The sequence below is a fragment of the Winogradskyella pulchriflava genome, from assembly GCF_042434315.1.
In the GTDB taxonomy this organism is placed as follows: Bacteria; Bacteroidota; Bacteroidia; order Flavobacteriales; family Flavobacteriaceae; genus Winogradskyella; species Winogradskyella pulchriflava.
Map to the genome: position 1 here is coordinate 264,039 of NZ_JBHLTQ010000003.1, position 20,615 is coordinate 284,653.

Annotated in this window: 19 protein-coding genes; 9 read left to right on the forward strand and 10 right to left on the reverse strand. The window is 33.3% G+C overall.

Annotation, left to right across the window (positions count from 1 at the left end; genetic code table 11):
• The first annotated feature begins 24 nt into the window (after window positions 1–24).
• The 5 genes from prfB (at window position 25) to ACFFGA_RS07365 (ending at window position 5,204) form a co-directional block, all read left to right on the forward strand.
• A protein-coding gene (gene prfB / locus ACFFGA_RS07345; RefSeq protein ID WP_386061834.1) for a peptide chain release factor 2 occupies window positions 25–1,135 on the forward strand; the annotation gives its coding sequence in 2 pieces (ribosomal slippage) (window positions 25–87 and window positions 89–1,135; 1,110 coding nt in all).
• A gap of 85 nt (window positions 1,136–1,220) precedes the next feature.
• Entirely contained in the window at window positions 1,221–1,754 is a 534-nt protein-coding gene (locus ACFFGA_RS07350; protein ID WP_386061837.1) for an HAD family hydrolase, read from the forward strand.
• 3 nt (window positions 1,755–1,757) lie between these two features.
• On the forward strand, window positions 1,758–2,099 hold the full coding sequence (arsC, locus tag ACFFGA_RS07355) for an arsenate reductase (glutaredoxin) (protein WP_386061839.1): 342 nt from the start codon (window positions 1,758–1,760) through the stop codon (window positions 2,097–2,099).
• A 12-nt stretch (window positions 2,100–2,111) separates the two neighbouring features.
• The gene (locus ACFFGA_RS07360; RefSeq protein WP_386061842.1) at window positions 2,112–2,570 is read left to right on the forward strand and encodes a hypothetical protein; all 459 of its coding nucleotides are present in this window, start codon (window positions 2,112–2,114) and stop codon (window positions 2,568–2,570) included.
• Window positions 2,571–2,675: 105 nt separating this feature from the next.
• Entirely contained in the window at window positions 2,676–5,204 is a 2,529-nt protein-coding gene (locus tag ACFFGA_RS07365) for a TonB-dependent receptor (RefSeq protein ID WP_386061845.1), read from the forward strand.
• A gap of 117 nt (window positions 5,205–5,321) precedes the next feature.
• Here ACFFGA_RS07365 and ACFFGA_RS07370 read toward each other — a convergent pair whose 3' ends face one another.
• Together ACFFGA_RS07370 and aceB are read right to left on the reverse strand one after the other, a co-directional pair.
• Entirely contained in the window at window positions 5,322–6,953 is a 1,632-nt protein-coding gene (locus tag ACFFGA_RS07370) for an isocitrate lyase (protein WP_386061848.1), read from the reverse strand.
• 84 nt (window positions 6,954–7,037) lie between these two features.
• A complete protein-coding gene (aceB, locus tag ACFFGA_RS07375; RefSeq protein WP_386061851.1) occupies window positions 7,038–8,636 on the reverse strand; it encodes a malate synthase A in 1,599 nt (532 codons plus the stop codon).
• A gap of 119 nt (window positions 8,637–8,755) precedes the next feature.
• Here aceB and ACFFGA_RS07380 point away from each other — a divergent pair, with 119 nt between their 5' ends.
• Complete coding sequence (locus tag ACFFGA_RS07380) at window positions 8,756–10,240, forward strand: helix-turn-helix domain-containing protein (protein ID WP_386061854.1); 1,485 nt, start codon at window positions 8,756–8,758, stop codon at window positions 10,238–10,240.
• On the opposite strand, the gene ACFFGA_RS07385 is transcribed toward ACFFGA_RS07380, so the two are convergent.
• Complete coding sequence (locus ACFFGA_RS07385; protein ID WP_386061857.1) at window positions 10,237–10,893, reverse strand: HAD family hydrolase; 657 nt, start codon at window positions 10,891–10,893, stop codon at window positions 10,237–10,239. The two genes, ACFFGA_RS07380 and ACFFGA_RS07385, sit on opposite strands and share 4 nt — an antisense overlap.
• Before the next feature lie 126 nt (window positions 10,894–11,019).
• On the opposite strand from ACFFGA_RS07385, the gene ACFFGA_RS07390 reads away from it, so the two are divergent.
• On the forward strand, window positions 11,020–11,181 hold the full coding sequence (locus ACFFGA_RS07390; RefSeq protein WP_386061860.1) for a hypothetical protein: 162 nt from the start codon (window positions 11,020–11,022) through the stop codon (window positions 11,179–11,181).
• Window positions 11,182–11,198: 17 nt separating this feature from the next.
• Here ACFFGA_RS07390 and ACFFGA_RS07395 read toward each other — a convergent pair whose 3' ends face one another.
• The 4 genes from ACFFGA_RS07395 to ACFFGA_RS07410 all read right to left on the reverse strand — a co-directional run bounded on the left by ACFFGA_RS07395 (window position 11,199) and on the right by ACFFGA_RS07410 (window position 15,493).
• Window positions 11,199–11,600, reverse strand: a complete 402-nt coding sequence (locus ACFFGA_RS07395; RefSeq protein WP_386061862.1) for a hypothetical protein — start codon at window positions 11,598–11,600, stop codon at window positions 11,199–11,201.
• Between the two features lie 21 nt (window positions 11,601–11,621).
• Window positions 11,622–13,529, reverse strand: coding sequence for an acetate--CoA ligase (gene acs / locus ACFFGA_RS07400; protein WP_386061865.1), 1,908 nt, complete (start codon window positions 13,527–13,529; stop codon window positions 11,622–11,624).
• Between the two features lie 35 nt (window positions 13,530–13,564).
• Window positions 13,565–13,921, reverse strand: coding sequence for a DUF779 domain-containing protein (locus ACFFGA_RS07405; RefSeq protein WP_386061868.1), 357 nt, complete (start codon window positions 13,919–13,921; stop codon window positions 13,565–13,567).
• 72 nt (window positions 13,922–13,993) lie between these two features.
• Window positions 13,994–15,493, reverse strand: a complete 1,500-nt coding sequence (locus ACFFGA_RS07410) for an aldehyde dehydrogenase family protein (RefSeq protein WP_386061871.1) — start codon at window positions 15,491–15,493, stop codon at window positions 13,994–13,996.
• 173 nt (window positions 15,494–15,666) lie between these two features.
• Between ACFFGA_RS07410 and ACFFGA_RS07415 the strand changes: the two genes are divergently transcribed.
• Window positions 15,667–16,578 (forward strand): AraC family transcriptional regulator, encoded by a 912-nt coding sequence (locus ACFFGA_RS07415; protein WP_386061874.1) that lies wholly within the window; start codon window positions 15,667–15,669, stop codon window positions 16,576–16,578.
• Between the two features lie 15 nt (window positions 16,579–16,593).
• Here ACFFGA_RS07415 and ACFFGA_RS07420 read toward each other — a convergent pair whose 3' ends face one another.
• From ACFFGA_RS07420 to ACFFGA_RS07430, 3 genes are read right to left on the reverse strand one after another with little or no spacing between them, the layout of a single operon-like run.
• A complete protein-coding gene (locus ACFFGA_RS07420) occupies window positions 16,594–18,324 on the reverse strand; it encodes a sodium:solute symporter family protein (protein WP_386061877.1) in 1,731 nt (576 codons plus the stop codon).
• Window positions 18,314–18,571: a DUF4212 domain-containing protein gene (locus ACFFGA_RS07425; protein WP_386061880.1), complete on the reverse strand. Its 258-nt coding sequence runs from the start codon at window positions 18,569–18,571 to the stop codon at window positions 18,314–18,316. The genes ACFFGA_RS07420 and ACFFGA_RS07425 overlap by 11 nt, the downstream gene beginning before the upstream one ends.
• Window positions 18,561–19,949, reverse strand: a complete 1,389-nt coding sequence (locus ACFFGA_RS07430; RefSeq protein WP_386061883.1) for an alanine/glycine:cation symporter family protein — start codon at window positions 19,947–19,949, stop codon at window positions 18,561–18,563. The genes ACFFGA_RS07425 and ACFFGA_RS07430 overlap by 11 nt, the downstream gene beginning before the upstream one ends.
• 238 nt (window positions 19,950–20,187) lie before the next feature.
• Between ACFFGA_RS07430 and ACFFGA_RS07435 the strand changes: the two genes are divergently transcribed.
• Window positions 20,188–20,556 (forward strand): DUF2200 domain-containing protein, encoded by a 369-nt coding sequence (locus tag ACFFGA_RS07435; protein ID WP_386061886.1) that lies wholly within the window; start codon window positions 20,188–20,190, stop codon window positions 20,554–20,556.
• Window positions 20,557–20,615 lie beyond the last annotated feature (59 nt).

Consider the following 20,615-nt stretch of genomic DNA (forward strand, 5'->3'; position numbering starts at 1 on the left):
TATTTGCAGAAATTACTACAATTTATGATAACATCAGATCAAATAAAAGATCTTAATTCCCGTCTAGACGCACTTAGACAATATCTTTGACTTAGATGCTAAGCTCATAGAAATCGCTAACGAAGAAGAACAAACTTTCGACCCAAATTTTTGGAATGACTCTAAATCTGCCGAATTGGTTATGAAGTCGCTTCGTGAAAAAAAGAGCTGGATTAATGATTTTAATGAAGCTAAAACACTTTTTGAAGATTTAGAAGTCATTTACGAGTTCTATAAAGAGGACGAAGCTCCAATGGAAAATGTAGAAAATCGTTTTGAAGCCGCAGTTAATGCTATTGAAAAATTAGAGTTCAAAAACATGCTTTCTGAAGAAGGAGACAGTTTAAGTGCTGTACTTCAAATTACAGCTGGTGCTGGTGGAACAGAATCTTGCGATTGGGCAAGTATGCTGATGCGTATGTACCTTATGTATGCAGAAAAAAGTGGATTTAAAGTAAAAGAACTCAACTTTCAAGAAGGTGATGTTGCTGGTATAAAAACAGTAACATTAGAAATTGAAGGTGCTTATGCTTTTGGTTGGCTCAAAGGCGAAAATGGAGTACACAGACTGGTACGAATTTCACCTTTTGATAGTAATGCAAAACGCCATACAAGTTTTGCTTCTGTTTATGTTTATCCTTTAGTAGATGATACTATTGAGATAGAAATAAATCCTGCAGATATAGAAATTACAACGGCTCGTTCTAGTGGAGCTGGTGGACAAAATGTAAACAAAGTAGAAACTAAAGTTCAGTTGTTACACAAACCAACAGGTATTCAAATTCAATGTTCAGAAACACGTTCTCAGCACGATAACAGAGCAAGAGCTATGCTAATGTTAAAGTCGCAATTGTATGAAATAGAGTTGCAAAAACAAATGGCACAGCGTGAAGATATTGAAGCTGGAAAAATGAAAATTGAATGGGGAAGTCAAATCCGTAATTACGTAATGCATCCATATAAATTAGTAAAGGATGTACGAAGTGCACACGAAACAGGAAATGTTGATGCTGTTATGGATGGTGATTTAGAACCGTTCTTAAAAGCCTATTTAATGATGATGGGACAAAAAGAAGAAAATACTAGTAAGCTATAAATGAAAAATATAGATACCATAATATTCGATTTAGGAGGAGTCTTAATAGACTGGAATCCCGAATATGTTTATTTAGACGTATTTAATGGAGACCGAAAAAAAAATGAAATGGTTCTTTGATAACATTTGTACTAATGATTGGAACGAAAACCAAGATGCTGGTTATCCCTTGCAAAAAGCCACTGAAGAACGCGTTAAACTGTTTCCAGAGTATGAAGACTTAATCCGAATGTTTTATGGTAGATGGGTTGAAATGTTGGGTGAAGCAATTGAAGGAACAGTTTCAATTTTAAAAAGTTTTATTGACAATCCTAAATACAAGGTAGTCGCTTTAACCAACTGGAGTGCAGAAACCTTTCCTATTGCGTTAGATCGTTTTGAATTTTTACATTGGTTTGATGGTATTTTAGTGTCGGGTGAAGAGAAAACTAGGAAACCATTTCCTGAAATTTACCAACTCACCTTAGATCGTTTTAATATTAAGCCAGAACATTCAATTTTTATTGATGATAACCTAAGAAATATCAAAGCAGCGAACCAATTAGGTATTAATGGCATACATTTTGAGTCTCCAGAAGTATTGAAAGATCAACTAAAAACATATTCAATTCATATATAAATTATGATTAAAATATATCACAATCCAAGGTGTTCAAAATCTCGACAAGGATTAGCAATTCTAGAAGAATCTAATCAAGAGTTTGACGTAGTGAAATACCTAGAAGACAAACTTACAGTAGCTGATTTAGAGGCTATTATTTCCAAATTAAGTATAAAACCCTTAGATTTGGTACGGAAAAACGAAGCCATTTGGAAATCTGACTACAAAGGTAAAACACTTTCTGATAAAGATATTATTGAAGCAATGATATCGCATCCTAAATTAATAGAGAGACCAATTGTAGTTAATGGCAAAAAGGCAACTATAGGAAGGCCTCCAGAATCTATTAAAAACATTATCTAAATAATTAGACATATGAAAAAATCAGCACTTATAATTATTGCCTTGTTTATCGGCTTTAGTGCCTTTGGGCAAATAGGTCGCAATATGAATGACCGCATTCCTCAAACAAATAGACAACCTACAGAAAAAGATATAGAAAAACGTAATAGGTTAATGAAAGAACGTAGAGACGAGTTTGTTGCTAATTTCCTTTCTACCTTAGAAGCAGATGATTTTCAGAAAGAAATTATAAGACAAAATCTAGATACTTATTACGATGCCAAAATGGCAATATTCAAAACAAATTTTGAACATCATTTTGATCGTGAACAAGCTATAAAAGAGTTAGATGACACGCATTTTGTTGAACTCAAAGAACTCATTTCTGAAGGTGATATGACAAAGATTAAGGAAATGATTAAAGGTAATTTTGACGAAAGTGAAGTTAAAAAAGAAAAGAAAAAAAAGAAACGAAGAAAAAACAAAGACTAATGCTTTAAAACTTTGACAATTTACTGTTAAAATATTTCCATTTAACAAAAGATTAACCGAATACAATATAGGTAAGTTTATTTTTGTGACCTTAAATAAGACCACATGAAAATAAGTTTACCTTTTTTAATTTTACTCTCTTTTTTTAACCTATCATTTTCTCAAAATGATATCAAAGTTGAAGGTACTGTAGTTGAGCAAGACACCAATATTCCTTTAGAATATGCTACTATTACTTTTAAAACTAAACCAGACAATAAAATTGTTGATGGAGGTATTACTGATTCAAAAGGTAATTTTAAAGTAGAGTTACCTGCAGGAACTTATGATATTTCTGTAGAATATATCTCTTACAAAACTAAAAACTACTTTGATAAAAATATTACTGAAGATATAAATCTTGGAACAGTAGCTCTTGCTTTAGATATTGAATCTCTCAGCGAAGTTGAGGTTGTAGCAGAACGTACAACGGTAGAGATAAAACTCGATAAAAAAGTATATAATATAGGTAAAGATTTAACTACAGCTGGTGGAACTGTAAGTGACGCTTTAAACAATGTACCGTCAGTAACTGTAGATATTGAAGGTGCAATTAGTCTTCGTGGTAATGAAAATGTTAGAATCTTAATAAATGGAAAGCCTTCTGCAATGGCAGGTTTTGGTGATTCAAATATATTAAGTCAATTACCAGCTGAAGCAATAGAGCGTGTAGAAGTTATCACATCTCCATCTGCAAGATATGATGCAGAAGGAACTGCAGGAATTTTAAATATTATTTTACGTCAAAAAGAAACTTTAGGTTTTAATGGTTCAATTAATTTAACTGCAGGAAATCCAGATAATATTGGACTCTCTGCAAATCTAAATTACAGAACAGAAAAGTACAATCTGTTTTCTAATTTCGGCTGGCGCTATTTTGACGCTCCAAGGAACAGTTTTAACGATGTTACTTATTTCGATAGAGTTATTGATGGATCAACTGTTGAACCAGAATATAGAAGAATTCGAGAAACTCAGGATGTAGAGCGACTTAACCGAAATTATAATGCTAACCTCGGTATGGAATATTTTCTAAATGAATCGTCTTCAATCACAGGAAGTATTTTTTATAGACTTGGTAGCGACGCGGATTTATCATTAAATGAGAGCGAGCGCTTTAATAACGGTTCTATTGTTGAAGAAACTCTAAGACGTGAAAAAGAAGTTGAACAAGATAATAGCTATCAAATCTCATTGAATTATGTTAAAAGATTTGGAGATGATAGCGACCATAAATTAACAGCAGATTTTCAATTTGAAAATGATGCAGAAGAAGGTTCAACTTATTTAAATGAAAATTACATAATAACAGATCAAATAGATCCTGAGCCTTTCCAGATTGAACAAGAAATTACCAATGAAGATCAAAAGGAGTATTTAATTCAAGCTGATTATGTATTACCTATTGGAGAAGACTCAAGATTTGAGGCTGGTTTTAGAAGTAATTTAGAGAATCAGGTTACAGATTATCGTTTAGATCAAGAAGACCTTGATACTGGTAATTTGGTAGTTAATGATACTATTTCCAATATTTTTGACTATAACGAAAATGTTAATGCTGTTTACAGTCAGTATGGTACAAAATTTGGTAAATTTTCGTTTTTACTTGGTTTACGATTAGAGCATACTCAATTAAAAGGAGAAATTGATTCGCGTTTAACCGACGAAGAATTAGTTGAAGCCTTTGGTTTTCCAATTGATACAGATTTTGACAATAATTATTTAGGGTTATTTCCAACAGTAAACTTAATATACAATTTAAGCGGTGTAGATTCAGATAATGAAGAAAGTATAACTCTAGGTTTTAATAGAAGAATTAATCGGCCACGTGGATGGTTTGTTAATCCATTTCCATCGCGTTCAAGTAGAACTAATGTATTTCAGGGTAACCCTAATTTAGAACCTGCCTTTTCAAGTACATTCGATTTAGGGTATTTAAAACGTTGGAATAAATTTACACTAACAAGTTCTATATACTATCAGCATGAAACAGACTCGTTTGAGCGCGTTGAAGAAAATACAGGACAGCAAACAACAGATGGAATAGACATCATTAGAACTATACCTATTAATTTGTCATCTAACAAACGTACTGGAGCTGAATTAGGCATGTTATATAATCCTAATAAGTGGTTACGCTTAAACACTAGTTTTAACTTTTTCCAGTTTGAAACCGATGGAGAATTTAATGGTGTTGATTATAGTACAAAAAACACAAGTTGGTTTGCTCGATTTAGCTCAAAAATAACTTTACCTGGGAAAATTGACTGGCAAACTAATGCGAACTATAGAGGTGCTAGGCAAGATGCACAGTCAGATACAGATGGTATTATGTCTATTGATTTGGCATTTAGCAAAGAGGTATTTGATAATAATCTTACCGTATCTTTAAACGTACGTGATTTACTGAATTCAAGAAAAAGACAAGCTACAACTACAACAGAATTCTTTGAGCGTTATAGCGAAAATCAATGGAGACAACGACAAATAAATTTATCATTAATCTATAGATTCAATCAGCAATTGAAAAAACGTGAAGGCTCAGGAAGAGCAAATGAAGGTAATGGAGATGAAGACTTTGAATTTGAAGGATAGAACCTTTCACTAAAATAAACTAAAAAATCCTCAGTTATTACTGAGGATTTTTTTTATCTACAATAGTTAACTTAAATGAATTATGTCTCAATTATATGAAACAAATTGTAATTTAGATTACGCCACTACACTAAGTTTTTTCTTTACTATAGTACTCTTTGCGTCCATTTCAAATTGTTTAGAAGTATTATTCTCACCTCCTGCTTTTAAAGCTTTCTCTCCTGCAAAAAATGTTTTATGATCATCACCAAGATCAGAGCCTGCCATTCTTTGGTGTTTAACACAAGACACACTTTTTCTTATTTCTTGTCTCTGTACTCCCTTTACATAGGCCAACATGCCTTCTTCTCCAAAGTAACCTTCGGTTAAATCATTCATGTGCAATGCTGTTGTGTGATACGTTGGCAATGTTATTAAGTGATGAAAAATACCTGCTTCTTTTGCTCCATCTATTTGGAACGTTTTAATTTTTTGATCTGCTCTATGGCATAATTCTGAATTGTCATATTGAGCATCCATTAAATTATTTCTATCATAAGCTGTCATATTTTCACCTTCTGCAAGCATTTCGTCATAAACTTGATTTCGGAAATTCAACGTCCAGTTAAATGATGGAGAATTATTATAAACCAATTTAGCATTAGGTACTACTCCCCTAATCCTGTTAACCATATGCGCAATTTGTTTTACGTTTGGAGTTGGTGTTTCAATCCAAAGTAAATCGGCACCATTTTGTAAACTTGTTACACAATCTAGTACAACTCTATCGATATTAGAACCGTCCTTAAATTTGTATAAACCGTTTGCTAATCTTACCGGACGCACTAATTTACCATCTCTTTTCAGTAAAACATCATCTTCTTTTGCATTTTCAATAGCCACTTCTTCTGCATCAACATAAGCTAAATATTGAGAAGCTAAATCACCAGGTTCTTGACTTACAGGTAACTTTTGAGTTAAGCCAGCACCTTCAGAATCAGTTCTAGCGACTATAATCCCGTCTTCAACTCCTAATTCTAAGAAAGCATATCTCACAGCATTTAATTTTGCTATAAAATCTTCATGAGGTACAGTTACCTTTCCATCCTGATGTCCGCATTGTTTAGCATCCGAAACTTGATTTTCAATTTGAATAGCACATGCGCCAGCCTGAATCATCTTTTTAGCTAATAAATAAGTTGCTTCTTCATTTCCGAAACCAGCATCAATATCTGCAATTATCGGAACAATATGTGTTTCAAAATTATCGATTTCATGTTGTACATTTTCACCGTTTTCAAGTCGTCTAAATAAATCATTCAAGGCAATGGCATCTGCTTGACGCAAGAAATCGTAAATTTCTTCTATTAAGCTAGGAACAGCTGTTTTCTCGTGCATTGACTGATCTGGCAAAGGTCCAAATTCTGAACGCAATGCCGCAACCATCCATCCTGAAAGATATAAATAGCGTTTGCTAGTTGTTTTGTGGTGCTTTTTAACAGCAATCATTTTTTGTTGCGCCACAAACCCATGCCAACATCCTAAAGACTGTGTGTAATTTGTAGCATCTGCATCATACTCAGCCATATCTTTTCGCATAATAGCTGCTGTGTATTTTGCAATATCCAAACCAGTTCTAAATTGGTTTTGAGCAATCATTCTAGCTGCATTTTCTGGGTTAATTGCATTCCAAGTTTGTCCATACTTTTGCTTAAGATCTCTTACGGTTTGTAATGCAGAACGATAGTTACTTTGTGGTAAATTTTTCATAATTTTGTTTTGATTATTAATGTTTATTCCAAATTTTGATAATTAGGTCTCGTAATCTATTCCAGTAGTTGCGAGACATTTTTTTTAAATATATTTATAAGCGGAAAGCGTTAAGAATTCCTCAAATTCTGTTTGTGTTACCAAGCGTTTAAAAAGTGTAATCGCTTCAGAAAACTTGGTATTTATAATTTTAGATTCTCCTACTTCAGTTATTATTTTTTCCACTTCATCGTCAAACAATTCATCAAATAATTGTTGGTTAAAAATTCTTCCATCCTCTAAAAAAACTTCATTTTTCAACCATTGCCAGACTTGAGTTCTAGATATTTCAGCTGTTGCTGCATCTTCCATTAAATTATAAAGCGCTACAGCTCCATGTCCTCTTAACCAAGCTTCGAGATAAAGAATACCTACATTAATATTTTTCCGAATACCTTTTTCTGTAATTGTTCCTTGTGGCAATTCAACTAAATCGGCTTCGGTAACTTCAATGTCTTCACACTTATTGAAAATCTGATTTGGAGTTGGCATATATTTGTCAAATTCCTTCATAGCCACTTCCACTAATGCAGGATGTGCAACCCAAGTACCATCATGACCATTTTTTGCTTCACGTTCTTTATCTACTCTTACTTTTTCGAGTGCCGCTTTATTGGCTTCAGGATTGTTTTTAATCGGAATTTGCGCTGCCATTCCTCCCATGGCATGTATACCTCTTTTGTGACAACGCTGAATCACCAAATTAGAATATGCTGCCATGAATGGTGTAGTCATATTAACTTGATCTCTATTTGGGACTACAAATCCAGCATGATTTCTAAACTTTTTGATGTACGAAAAGATATAATCCCATCTCCCACAGTTTAAACCAACAATATGATCTTTAAGCTCATATATAAATTCATCTAATTGAAAACTTGCCGTTATAGTTTCTATTAGCAAAGTGGCCTTAAAAGTTCCCTTTGGAATATTTAGATAGTTTTGAGCATATTCAAAAACTTCATTCCACCATCGTGCCTCTAAATAATGTTCTAATTTTGGCAAATAGAAATAGGGTGCAGAACCTTTAGCAATCAATGGTTTGCTATTGTGAAATACGTACAATCCAAAATCGAATAAACTTCCTGACATTTCCTGTCCGTTCACAAACAGATGGCGCTCATTTAAATGTAAACCTCTTGGTCTTACTAAAAGAACAGCTGTCTTATCGTTAAGTTTATAATGTTTACCTCTAGCTTCATCAACCAACGCAATGGTTTTATTATTAGCATCTATTAAATTTTGTTGACCCTCTAATGTGTTTTTCCAACTTGGAGCATTGCTATCTTCAAAATCTGCCATAAAAGTTTTAGCATTAGAATTTAGAGCATTTATGACCATTTTACGATCTACAGGACCAGTTATCTCCACACGTCGATCCAATAAATCATTAGGGATTTCAGCAGCAACCCATTCGGACTCTCTAATGGCTTTTGTCTCGGAGGGAAACGATGGAAAACCACCTTTGTCAAACAAAAGTTGTTGCTGCTCTCTTTGTTCTAACAACGATAAACGAGATGCATTGAATTCCTGGTGTAATACGGTAAGAAACTCTATAGCTTCTTCCGTTAAAAGTTCTGGGTAGAAATTGGTCACCTCAGGCGAAAATTTCATTTTTTGTTGTGTTGTTGCTAATATTTCCATTTTATAATATTTTGATGACACAATGTTACAATCTATTTTTCAAAAAAACAAGCGAACGTTCGCTAAATATTTTTTTTCGCTTTTTATAAAAGTTCGCAAATTGTATTATATTTGTTTTTATGGAACAAGATTATATCAAATTAATATTTGGGTTAAAACTAAAGCAAATCCGCGTAGACAGAGAGCTTTCGTTATTTGGACTTTCAAAATTATCTGGACTTTCAAAATCCTATCTTAATGAAATAGAAAAAGGAAAAAAATATCCGAAACCAGATAAAATTGCAGCATTATCTGAGCATCTGGATGTGCCTTATGATGAAATGGTGTCATTGAAATTAGACAAAAACTTAGCGCCAATTGGTGAAATTTTACAATCTAAGTTGCTTAAAGAAATTCCTTTGGAATTATTCGGCATACAAGAAAGTACAATGATTGATATTATATCTAATGCACCGTCTAAAGTGACAGCGTTTATCAGTACGATTATTGAAATTGCAAAGAATTACAGCTTTAGTAAAGAAAGTTTTTATTTAGCATCTTTAAGGTCGTTTCAAGAAGCTAACAATAATTATTTTGATGATTTAGAGCAATCTGTTATAGCTTTTGCAAAAACGTATCAGGTGGATTTGACTCAACCTCTAAAATCAAATGAATTGGAAGAAATTTTAGTGGAAGAGTATAACTACACAATTAACACATCCGAATTAGCATCACATACAGAGTTGGACAATTTACGTTCCGTTTTTGTACCCAAAACCAAAACACTTTTACTTGCCAAAAATATAGATGATGCTCAAAAAACCTTTATATACGCCAAGGAAATCGCCTATAACTATTTAAAAATAACTGAGCGTCTTTATACATTTTCTTGGATTAAATTTGAAAATTTTGATCAAGTGCTCAATAATTTTTATGCATCATATTTTGCAGGCGCTTTAATTATACCAAAGGAACGATTGGTTACAGACTTAAAATCTTTATTCTCAAAAAAATCATTTAAAGCCAGAGATTTTGAACGCATTATTAATAATTACAATGCTTCACCTGAGTCAATATACCAACGCTTAACTAATGTTTTACCCAAGCATTTTAATCTTAAAAGTTTATTCTTTTTAAGGTTTTCACATCAAAAAGGTTCAAGCCATTTTAAATTGAATAAAGAATTACACCTATTTAAACAACAATCTCCTCACGCTAACGAAACTGAGGAACATTATTGCAGACGTTGGGTTTCGTTAAAGGTACTAGACCAAATAAGTAATAGCAATAAGCCTCATGAGTTCGATTTTCAAATATCCAATTATCCTGAAGAAGATAAAAGTTATCTAGTTCTGTCCTCAGCCACAGCAGACCCTTTTAAATCTAACAGCTTCAGAAGTGTTAGCATTGGTATTAAAATTAATACTCAATTTAGACGTAAAATTAATTTCGCTGAAAGTAAATCGATTCCTAACAAAAAAGTTGGTGTTACGTGCGAGCGCTGTACCATAAGTGATTGCAATGAAAGGGTGGTGCCACCAATAATTATATCGTCTCAACAAAAAGATGAAAACATCGCAAATGTTGTGCGACAGATTCAGAAAAAGTACAGCGAGTCATCTTAAATTTGATGAGCAATCTTAGCGTATGCAACCTCCTCAAAGCTAGAAACTATAGTATTTGCTAAAGAATAATCTTGCCCTGTGGAATGCTCACTCTTAAAACCTACGCAGTAAATACCAGCTGCACTAGCAGCTTTTATGCCATTTGTAGAATCTTCAATTACCATACATTCAGATTTATCAAAACCAGTAGATTCAGCGGCTTTGATAAAAATTTCTGGATGTGGCTTAGACTTCTTTAAATCTGCACCACTAAACTTTGCACTAAAATATTGATTGAGATTAAAACGTTCAAAGATTTGGTTAATGCCATTCATAGAAGCAGATGATGCAACAACTAAAGTAACGTTATTAGCATGATAGTCCTTTATTCGCTCTAAAACACCATCTATTAATGCGAGTTCGTCATCATTTTCAAATAAAAACTTATAGTGTTTTCGCTTTAGGCTCACTAGGTATTCTGGTGAATCTTCCAACTTGAAATGATCTACTAGTCTTTTACATATATTGATTGTGGACTGCCCAGTAAATGACGCATATAATTCCTCATTAACTTTAATATTCACATCATTAAACATATTGAAATAAGCTTTACGATGCAGTGGTTCTGTGTCCACAATAACACCATCCATATCAAATAATACTGCTTTGAGCATAACTTTTTAATTTTATGCGAATATAAAAAGTATATGTCATTGTGAAAACATAGGACGTGGCAATCTGATTATATTTAAGTTAAAAAATAATTTAACTTAATTTTACATCATAGAAATAATAAAATAATGGCAAAAAAAGGACGCGAAAAAAACACAGCTAACAAAGCCAAGCATAGCAAATTAATTGCTCAGAAAAAAAATAAGATAAAGACAAAAGACGCTGAACGTAAAGCACGTTTGAAGGCTATTGTTGAATTGGCTAAGATTAAAAAAGAGAAAGGGTTTTAATATATTTTAGTCCGTTCTTATTTTATCTCTCTTAATTCACTCAGTCCTTCTATTGATTGAACTTTTTCTATTCGTGATACAATTTTGGTGAAATCTGATATATCTTTTCCACCTTTTACTTTAATCCAAATTCTTCCATGATCAATTAAGCATTCAACTCTGATTTTGAATTCTTTATGATTGAAAATAGTTTCATATAAAATTAATCCTGTAGCACTTTGCCTATACGATTCGTCATCAACATAGACGTGAAAACCTTCAAGGCTCAATTCCTTTCCAAACAAAGAACTAAAGTCTTTTGAAATTTCCAAATGAATTCTCTGCACAGCATCTTCAATTCTACTTTTTATATCTGCTTCATTTTTAATATTATGATAAAGACCTTCACTAAGCTCATTTATAGTTTCGTATGACTTCATATTTAATTGACTGCGAAATGGTTATATTACATTATCAATAATTTCCTCAACAACTTCAGGATTTAGCAATGTACTTGTATCTCCCAACTGATCCGTTTCGTTACATGCTATTTTACGCAGAATACGACGCATTATTTTACCACTTCGTGTTTTAGGCAATCCATTTGTAAACTGAATTTTATCTAGTTTAGCAATAGGCCCAATCTGCTCAGTAATTAATTGATTGATTTCTTTACGTAGGTTATCGTGGTTTCTACTTTCTCCTGTTTCTTTTAAGGTGACGTAACCATAAAGTGCATTTCCTTTAACATCGTGAGGAAAACCAACGATGGCGCTTTCTGAAACTGCCGGATGTTCGTTTATAGCATCTTCAATTGGCGCAGTTCCTAAATTATGTCCAGAAACGATAATCACATCATCTACTCTACCTGTAATTCTATAATACCCAACTTCATCTCGCAAGGCACCATCTCCAGTAAAATACATATTTTCATAAGCCGAAAAGTAAGTGTCTTTATAGCGCTGATGATTTCCCCATATGGTTCTCGCCATACTTGGCCAAGGGAATTTTACGCATAAGCGACCATCAACTTGGTTTCCTTTAATTTCTTTTCCATTTTCGTCCATTAACGCTGGTTGAATTCCAATAAAAGGTAAAGTTGCATACGTTGGTTTAGTCGGAGTTGCAAAAGCTATTGGAGTAATCATAATACCTCCTGTTTCCGTTTGCCACCACGTATCTACAATTGGCGCTTTTTTCTTTCCAACGTTATCATCGTACCAATGCCATGCTTCTTCATTTATAGGCTCACCAACAGTTCCGAGAACTTTTATGGAAGATAAATCGTGTTTTTCTAAATGTTCTACTCCTTCCTTTGCCAATGCTCTAATTGCAGTTGGAGCTGTGTAAAACTGATTTACTTTATGCTTTTCTACGATTTCCCAAAAACGACCAAAATCTGGATAACTAGGAACTCCTTCAAACATTACAGTGGTTGCTCCATTACATAATGGTCCATAAACAATATAACTATGACCTGTAATCCAACCAATATCTGCTGTACACCAATACACATCTTTTTCGGTATATTGAAATACATTTTTAAAGGTATAAGCTGTATAAACCATATAACCTCCACAAGTATGCATCATGCCTTTTGGCATACCAGTAGAACCAGAAGTATAAAGTATAAATAGCGGATCTTCAGCATCCATAATTTCGATATCGCAATCTTGATAAGCTTCGTCTAAAAGCGTTTGTAACCAAAAATCACGACCTTCTTTCATGTTGATGTCAGAGTTAATTCGTTTTGCTACCAAAACAGATTCTACACCTGGAGTATCATTTAGCGCCTCGTCAACAATACCTTTTAAATCGATAGTTTTTGCACCACGATAAGAACCATCGGCAGTAATTACCATTTTGCAATCACTATCATTAATACGTGTTGATAACGCTGTTGCAGAAAAACCTGCAAAAACCACAGAATGTATGGCTCCTATTCTGGCACATGCTAATAGAGATACAGCCAATTCTGGAATCATCGGTAAGTAAATACAAACACGATCGCCTTTCTTAATGCCTTTTTCCTTTAAAACATTAGCAAATTTACAAACACGTTCGTGCAATTGTATATAGCTTATATGCTCAGCTGGTTCATTTGGGTCATTAGGTTCAAAAAGAATGGCAGTTTTATCACCTCGTGTTCTAAGGTGTCTATCTAAGCAATTCTCTGTAATATTAAGCTTGGCACCTTCATACCATTTAACTTCTGGTTTTTTAAAATCCCAACTTAGAACATTAGTCCATTTTTTCCTCCATACAAAATGCTCTTCTGCTATTTCTTCCCAAAATTGTTCAGGATTTCTAACGGATTTTCGATAAACCTGAAAGTATTCTTCAAACTGTTTTATGTGGTAATTACTCATTTTTTTGCTTAGTTATTTTCAGTTTAAAAAGGTAGTTATTTTGAATTAAAAAAAGAAGATTCTGCTTCAGTTAATAAACGAGAATGAATCAAAAACCGAAGACCTAGAGGTATTTCTAAAGAAAAGCTTGCTCCACGACCTTCTGTAACATCTATGGTTAAGTGAGTATGTTTCCAATACTCAAACTGGTCTTGGTTCATATAAAATTTAACACCTTCAACTTCTCCTAAAAGTATATCGCTTTCGTCTAAATACATATCACCTTTTTCAAAAAGCATTGGAGCAGAACCATCACAACAGCCTCCACTTTGATGAAAAATTAAATCCCCATGCCTGGCTTTTAATTGTTTTACTATTTCTGCTGCTCTTTCTGTAATATCTACTCGTGTCATAATAATTTAAATATATTAATAAGGCTGAACTATAAATAAAAATAATTCAGCCTTACTGCTATTAATCAATTTCTAAAAGAACCCTAATTTGTTCTTATCATAAGAAATTAACATATTTTTGGTTTGTCTGTAATGACTCATCATCATTAGGTGATTTTCTCTACCGAATCCAGACTTTTTATAGCCACCAAAAGGTGCGTGTGCAGGATAAGCGTGATAACAATTAACCCAAACACGACCTGCTTTTATAGCTCTTGGTATTTGATAAAGTTGATGAGCATCCCTTGTCCAAACACCTGCTCCTAAACCATATAAAGTATCGTTTGCAATTTCTAGTGCTTCAGCTTCATCTTTAAACTTAGTAACACAAGCTACTGGTCCAAAAATTTCTTCTTGAAATACTCTCATTTTGTTATGACCTTCTAATAAAGTTGGTTTTATATAATAACCATTAGCTAAATCTCCACTTAATTTATTGGCTTCACCACCAGTTAAAACTTTAGCACCTTCATCAGTACCTATTTTAAAATAGGACTGAATTTTTTCATACTGGTCATTTGATGCCTGTGCTCCTACCATTGTATTGGTATCATAAGGATTATCTTGAATGATAGCTTCTGTTCTAGCAATAACACGCTCCATAAACGCATCATAAATATCCTCTTGCACTAAAATTCTTGATGGACAAGTACAAACTTCACCTTGATTAAAAGCAAATAAAACAGCACCTTCAATAGCTTTATCTAAAAACGCATCATCCTCATCCATAACACTATTAAAGAAAATATTTGGTGATTTACCACCTAATTCCATTGTCACCGGATTAAGGTTCTTCGAGGCATATTGCATAATTAGTTGACCAGTTGTAGTTTCACCAGTAAAAGCAACTTTATCTACTTTAGAACTCGATGCTAACGGTTTACCGGCTTCTGGGCCAAATCCATGGATAATATTAATGACACCTGGCGGAAAAACATCTGCAATTTTTTCCATTAACAACGTTGCAGAAGAGGGTGTTTGTTCTGCTGGCTTTAAAACTACACAATTACCAGTTGCTAAAGCTGGAGGTAATTTCCACGATAGCATTAATAAAGGAAAATTCCATGGAATAATTTGTCCGACCACGCCAAGCGGTTCTTTAATATTCATGGATAAAGTGTTCTGGTCTAATTCAGTTGCACTACCCTCTTCTGCTCTTATACAAGCCGCAAAATAACGCCAATGATCTACACATAATGGTATATCAGCGTTAAGCGTTTCTCTTATTGGTTTACCATTATCACAAGTTTCTACAAGTGCAAACTCTTCCAGGTTTTCTTCAATAATATCTGCGACTTTATTTAATAATGTTGCACGTTCGGTTGCAGATGTATTTCCCCAAGCCTCTTTAGCAGCGTTTGCTGCATCGACAGCATTTTCTACATCTTCTTTTTGGGATCGTGGATATTTAGCTATAAGACTTCCATCAACAGGTGATGTATTATCAAAATAATTTCCACCAACAGGTGGTACAAATTTTCCATTTATAAAATTGGAGTATTTCTCTTTAAATTGTGGTTTTGAGTAACTCATAATAAATTGCTGTTTACTTATTTAATTAGTATTATTTTTATACATTCTATAATTTTGATAAAGTTATTTTATCAAATCCTAAATAAATTGAACATATTTATTATACTTTTGAACATATCTCTTATTAACTATTATTAAGAAAAATTAAACTTTAATTTTTTGTAATATTGAATATGAAAGCATTATTAAATCATAAAAGAAGTAATAGAAAGCTCACTACATTAGTAGAAAACAGAACGACTTATAATGCTGAGTATGCAGAACTTAATATTTATGAAACCCATGCTTTTGCAGAAAAGGTATCTTTAACTTTCGATTTTCCTATTATAGCAAGCATGCTTACAGGAAAAAAAGTAATGCACTTAGAAGGCTTTGATGCTTTTGATTTTTTTCCTGGAGAATCTGTTGTAATGCCAACAAATAAAGAAATGATTATTGATTTTCCGTTAGCAACCAAAGACCAACCGACCCAATGTCTAGCATTAGGAATTGATGCTTTTAAAATTGAAGAAGTAGTTGAAAAGTTTAACCATAGTGTAGCTATAGAAAATGAAAATAATAATTGGAAATTAGATGAAACCGCATCACATCTCATAAACAACGTTGATGTTAATCATTTAATAGAGCGTTTGACCTATACCTTTACTAATAGTAATAAGTCTAAGGATGTCTTGCTAGATTTAATGATACAAGAATTAATTGTAAGATTATTACAAACCAAAGCAAAATCTTTAATTATAAATGATACCCATATTTTTAATGATACCAGAATTGGGACAGTTATCAAGTACATAAAAAACAATTTAACCAATAAAGACATTTCAGTGGATTTATTAGCAAAAAAGGCTCATATGAGCACATCTCATTTTCATAAGCAGTTTAAAAACACATTAGGAATCTCACCTATTGATTATATAAATTCTGAGAAAATTAAGTTTTCTAAAAAGTTAATTAAAGAATGTAAAAATTTGAGAATGTCTGAAATTGCGTATAAGTCTGGTTTCAATAACACGAGTTATTTCAATAGACAATTTAAAAAAATGGAAATGATAACTCCTCAACAATTTAAAGCTTCACTTGCTTAAAGCTTAGTTCTAAATTTAATGTTGAACAGCTTCTCCTGCTCCACTAGGAATTCTTATATGCTCAACTATATCCTGAACCTCTTGAGGTGGCGCTTTTGTGAACTTCATTATAGTTATCGACACTATGAAATTAAGTAGCATCGCGATAGTACCAAAACCTTCTGGTGAAATTCCGAACCACCATTGACTTTTATCTGGTAATACATCGTCAAACCAACCCAACTTATATTTCATCATATATAGTAGCATACTAACTATACCAACAATCATTCCGGCAATAGCACCTTCTTTATTCATGCGTTTATAAAAAATACCTAGAATAATAGCTGGAAAAAAGGACGCAGCAGCTAAACCAAATGCCAAGGCTACGACTGCTGCTACAAATCCTGGAGGGTTGATACCAAAATAACCTGCAACGCAAACTGCACCAACAGCAGACAAACGTGCAGCCACTAATTCTCCCTTTTCAGAAATTGAAGGTTTTATGATTTTCTTGATTAAATCGTGAGATACAGAAGCAGAAATAACCAACAACAGACCTGCGGCTGTTGATAATGCTGCGGCTAATCCACCAGCAGCAACTAAAGCAATTACCCAATTAGGCAGTTTAGCAATTTCTGGATTTGCCAATACCATAATATCCCTATCTACAGTTAATTCATTTTTAGTTTCATCAGCAACATAACTTATTAGTCCATCATTATTCTTGTCGTCAAATTTTATTAAACCTGTTGTTTCCCATTTTCTAAACCATTCTGGCACATTGGCATAGGATTGCTTAGAAACTGTTTCTATCATATTTGTTCTTGCAAAAGCTGCTACAGCAGGTGCTGTTGTATATAAAATGACAATAAATAATAAAGCTATTCCTGCTGATTTTCTCGCATCTTTAACACGCTTCACCGTAAAAAATCTAACAATAACATGCGGTAAACCTGCCGTACCAACCATTAATGCTAACGTAATAGCAAATATATCAATCATTGATTTTGAGCCTTCGGTATATTCAGAAAAACCAAGCTCTGTGCTTAAGCCATCTAATTTATCTAATAAATAAGTTCCTGAACCATCATTTAACTCAGATCCAAAACCTAATTGTGGAATTGGATTTCCTGTCATTTGAATAGAAATAAAAATTGCAGGCACCATAAAGGCAAATATTAAAACGCAATATTGCGCAACTTGCGTGTATGTGATACCTTTCATTCCTCCCAGAACAGCATAAAATAATACAATGAGCATTCCTACAATCACTCCAGTATTGATATCTACTTCCAAAAATCGAGAAAATACAATACCTACTCCGCGCATCTGACCAGCTACATAAGTAAAGGACACCAACAAAGCACAAAACACAGCAACAATTCTTGCAGTTTTAGAATAATAACGATCACCTATAAAATCTGGAACTGTAAACTTTCCAAACTTACGTAAGTATGGAGCAAGTAGTAAAGCTAAAAGTACATAACCACCTGTCCAGCCCATAAGATAAACAGCACCATCATAGCCAGCAAAAGAAATAATACCAGCCATAGAAATAAATGACGCCGCACTCATCCAATCGGCAGCCGTTGCCATACCATTAGCTAATGGTGACACTCCACCACCAGCAACGTAAAAATCTTTGGTTGAGCCTGCTCTAGACCAAATGGCTATACCTATATAAATCGTGAAGGTAATTCCGACTAAAATATAGGTCCATGTTTGTACATCTAACTGTGCTACTAAGAATATCTTATTCATCATAGCCATATTTTTTATCTAGATTATTCATCAACTTTACATATACAAATATGAGAATTACAAACACATACATAGAGCCTTGTTGTGCAAACCAAAATGCTAATTTAAAACCGCCAATTTTAATGATATTTAATTCTTCTTTAAATAAAATTCCTGCTCCATAAGAGACGATAAACCATATCGTCAATAAGATTAGAACATACTTTATATTCTCTCGCCAATAGGCTTTTGCGTTATCACTAATTTTCATGTTTAATAAGTTTATGTCGTTTCGAGTAAGCTTTTAATTCTATAATAACCTTAGGTGCTAATATTATCGTAGCAAACATTGTAGGTATAGCCATTAAAGCAAATACACCATCAATGAGGTTAATCATCATACTTAAGCTTGTTGTAGCACCAATTAATATGCTTAAAATATAGAAATAATTGTAATAATGTTTTTTATCTGCGCCAAAGAGGAACGACATACATTTAGTACCGTAATACGAATATGAAAATAACGAGCTCATACTAAATACGGCAATACAAACTAGTAATGCATATTTGCCATAATTTGGCATCACATCAGCAAAAGCAGAAGCCGTAAGACTGACTCCATTATCTGAAGTTGTTTCCCAAACGCCTGTAACTAAAATAGCCAAAGCCGTTAATGTACAAACAACAAGCGCATCTATTGCAGGTCCTAGCATGGCAACTAACCCTTCTCGTATAGGCTCATCCGTTTTTGCAGCTCCATGTGCCATTGGTGCTGTCCCAATACCAGCTTCGTTTGAAAATGCTCCACGTTTTATGCCATGTAAAATAAGAGCTCCTAAAACTCCTCCCAAAAAGGTATCATTTTTGGGATAATAATTTGCTGCAAAAGCATCTGTAAAAATCAGTTTTAAATAGTAAGGCAACACATTGCTATGTGCAACCAGAATAATAATCACTAAAATAAAATATAACACCACCATACTTGGCACTAAACGCGATGCAACATTACTTATACGTTTAATACCACCAAGAATAACTAATGCGGTGATACTCACTAAAAGAATTCCTATAATTAGATTGCTATACAACCCAACTTCTACTCCATTAGGAATTAATAGTATATCATTTAAAGCTTGGGTTAATTGATTGACGTTAAATACTGGTAAAGCACCTATAAGCCCGCAAAAACTAAAGAATACAGCTAAAGGTCTCCACGATTTCCCTAATCCTTCAGTTATAAAATACATTGGACCACCTTGTATTTCTCCTGCACTATCTTTTCCACGATAAAGAATAGCAAGTGTACATGTAAAAAATTTGGTTGACATACCTATAATTGCACTAACCCACATCCAAAATACAGCACCAGGACCACCAATAGATATTGCCACTGCGACACCTGCAATATTGCCCATTCCTACAGTTGAGGATAACGCAGTCATCAATGCCTGAAAATGTGAAATCTGACCAGGATCATTTGGGTCATCATACTTACCTCTTAATACACTTATGGCATGGCCAATATGTCTGAAGGGTAAAAACTGAGAACGAACAAGCAAATACAAACCACCACCTATAAGCAAAATAAGCAAAGGTAAACCCCAAGCAAGGGATGAAAAATCTTTAAGCAGCTGGTTAAGCATTTCCATAGATTATAAATGTACTAAACCCTTTAAACTTATGCTTAATTGTTTACAATTAATTTAAAAATGAGATTTTAAGCAGTTAATTTTAATAATTACTGGAAGCTTGATAAATAATTTAAATGTTTTAGCTTTTTTTTGTCCTCTATGTTTTCCAAAAACCACAGAGCCACTTCATCAGCATAATTCATTATTATTTCCTAACTTAGAGCAACAAAAAATCACTAATTATTAAAATCTTAAAATGAGTACAACTAGCCATCATGATGAACGCATTGCAAAAATGAAATTTGCTTCAGTATATCCTCATTACGTTACTAAAGTTGAAAAAAAAGGAAGAACTAAAGAAGAATTGAGTGAAGTTATTGAATGGCTTACAGGCTATGATGCCGAGAAAGTAAATGCGTTGATGGAAGAAAACGTAACTTTTGAGGAATTCTTTAAAAATGCTAAACTTAATCCTAATGCTCACCTTATTACTGGTGTTATTTGTGGCTACAGAATAGAAGACATAGAGAACACATTAACACGTGAGGTAAGATATTTAGACAAGCTTATAGATGAACTGGCCAGAGGTCGTAAGATGGATAAAATTTTACGATCTGCTAAATAATTCCCAAAAACCCTTACCTCTTCTATTTCAATTGTGTTAAATGCCTCCTAATTTTTGGT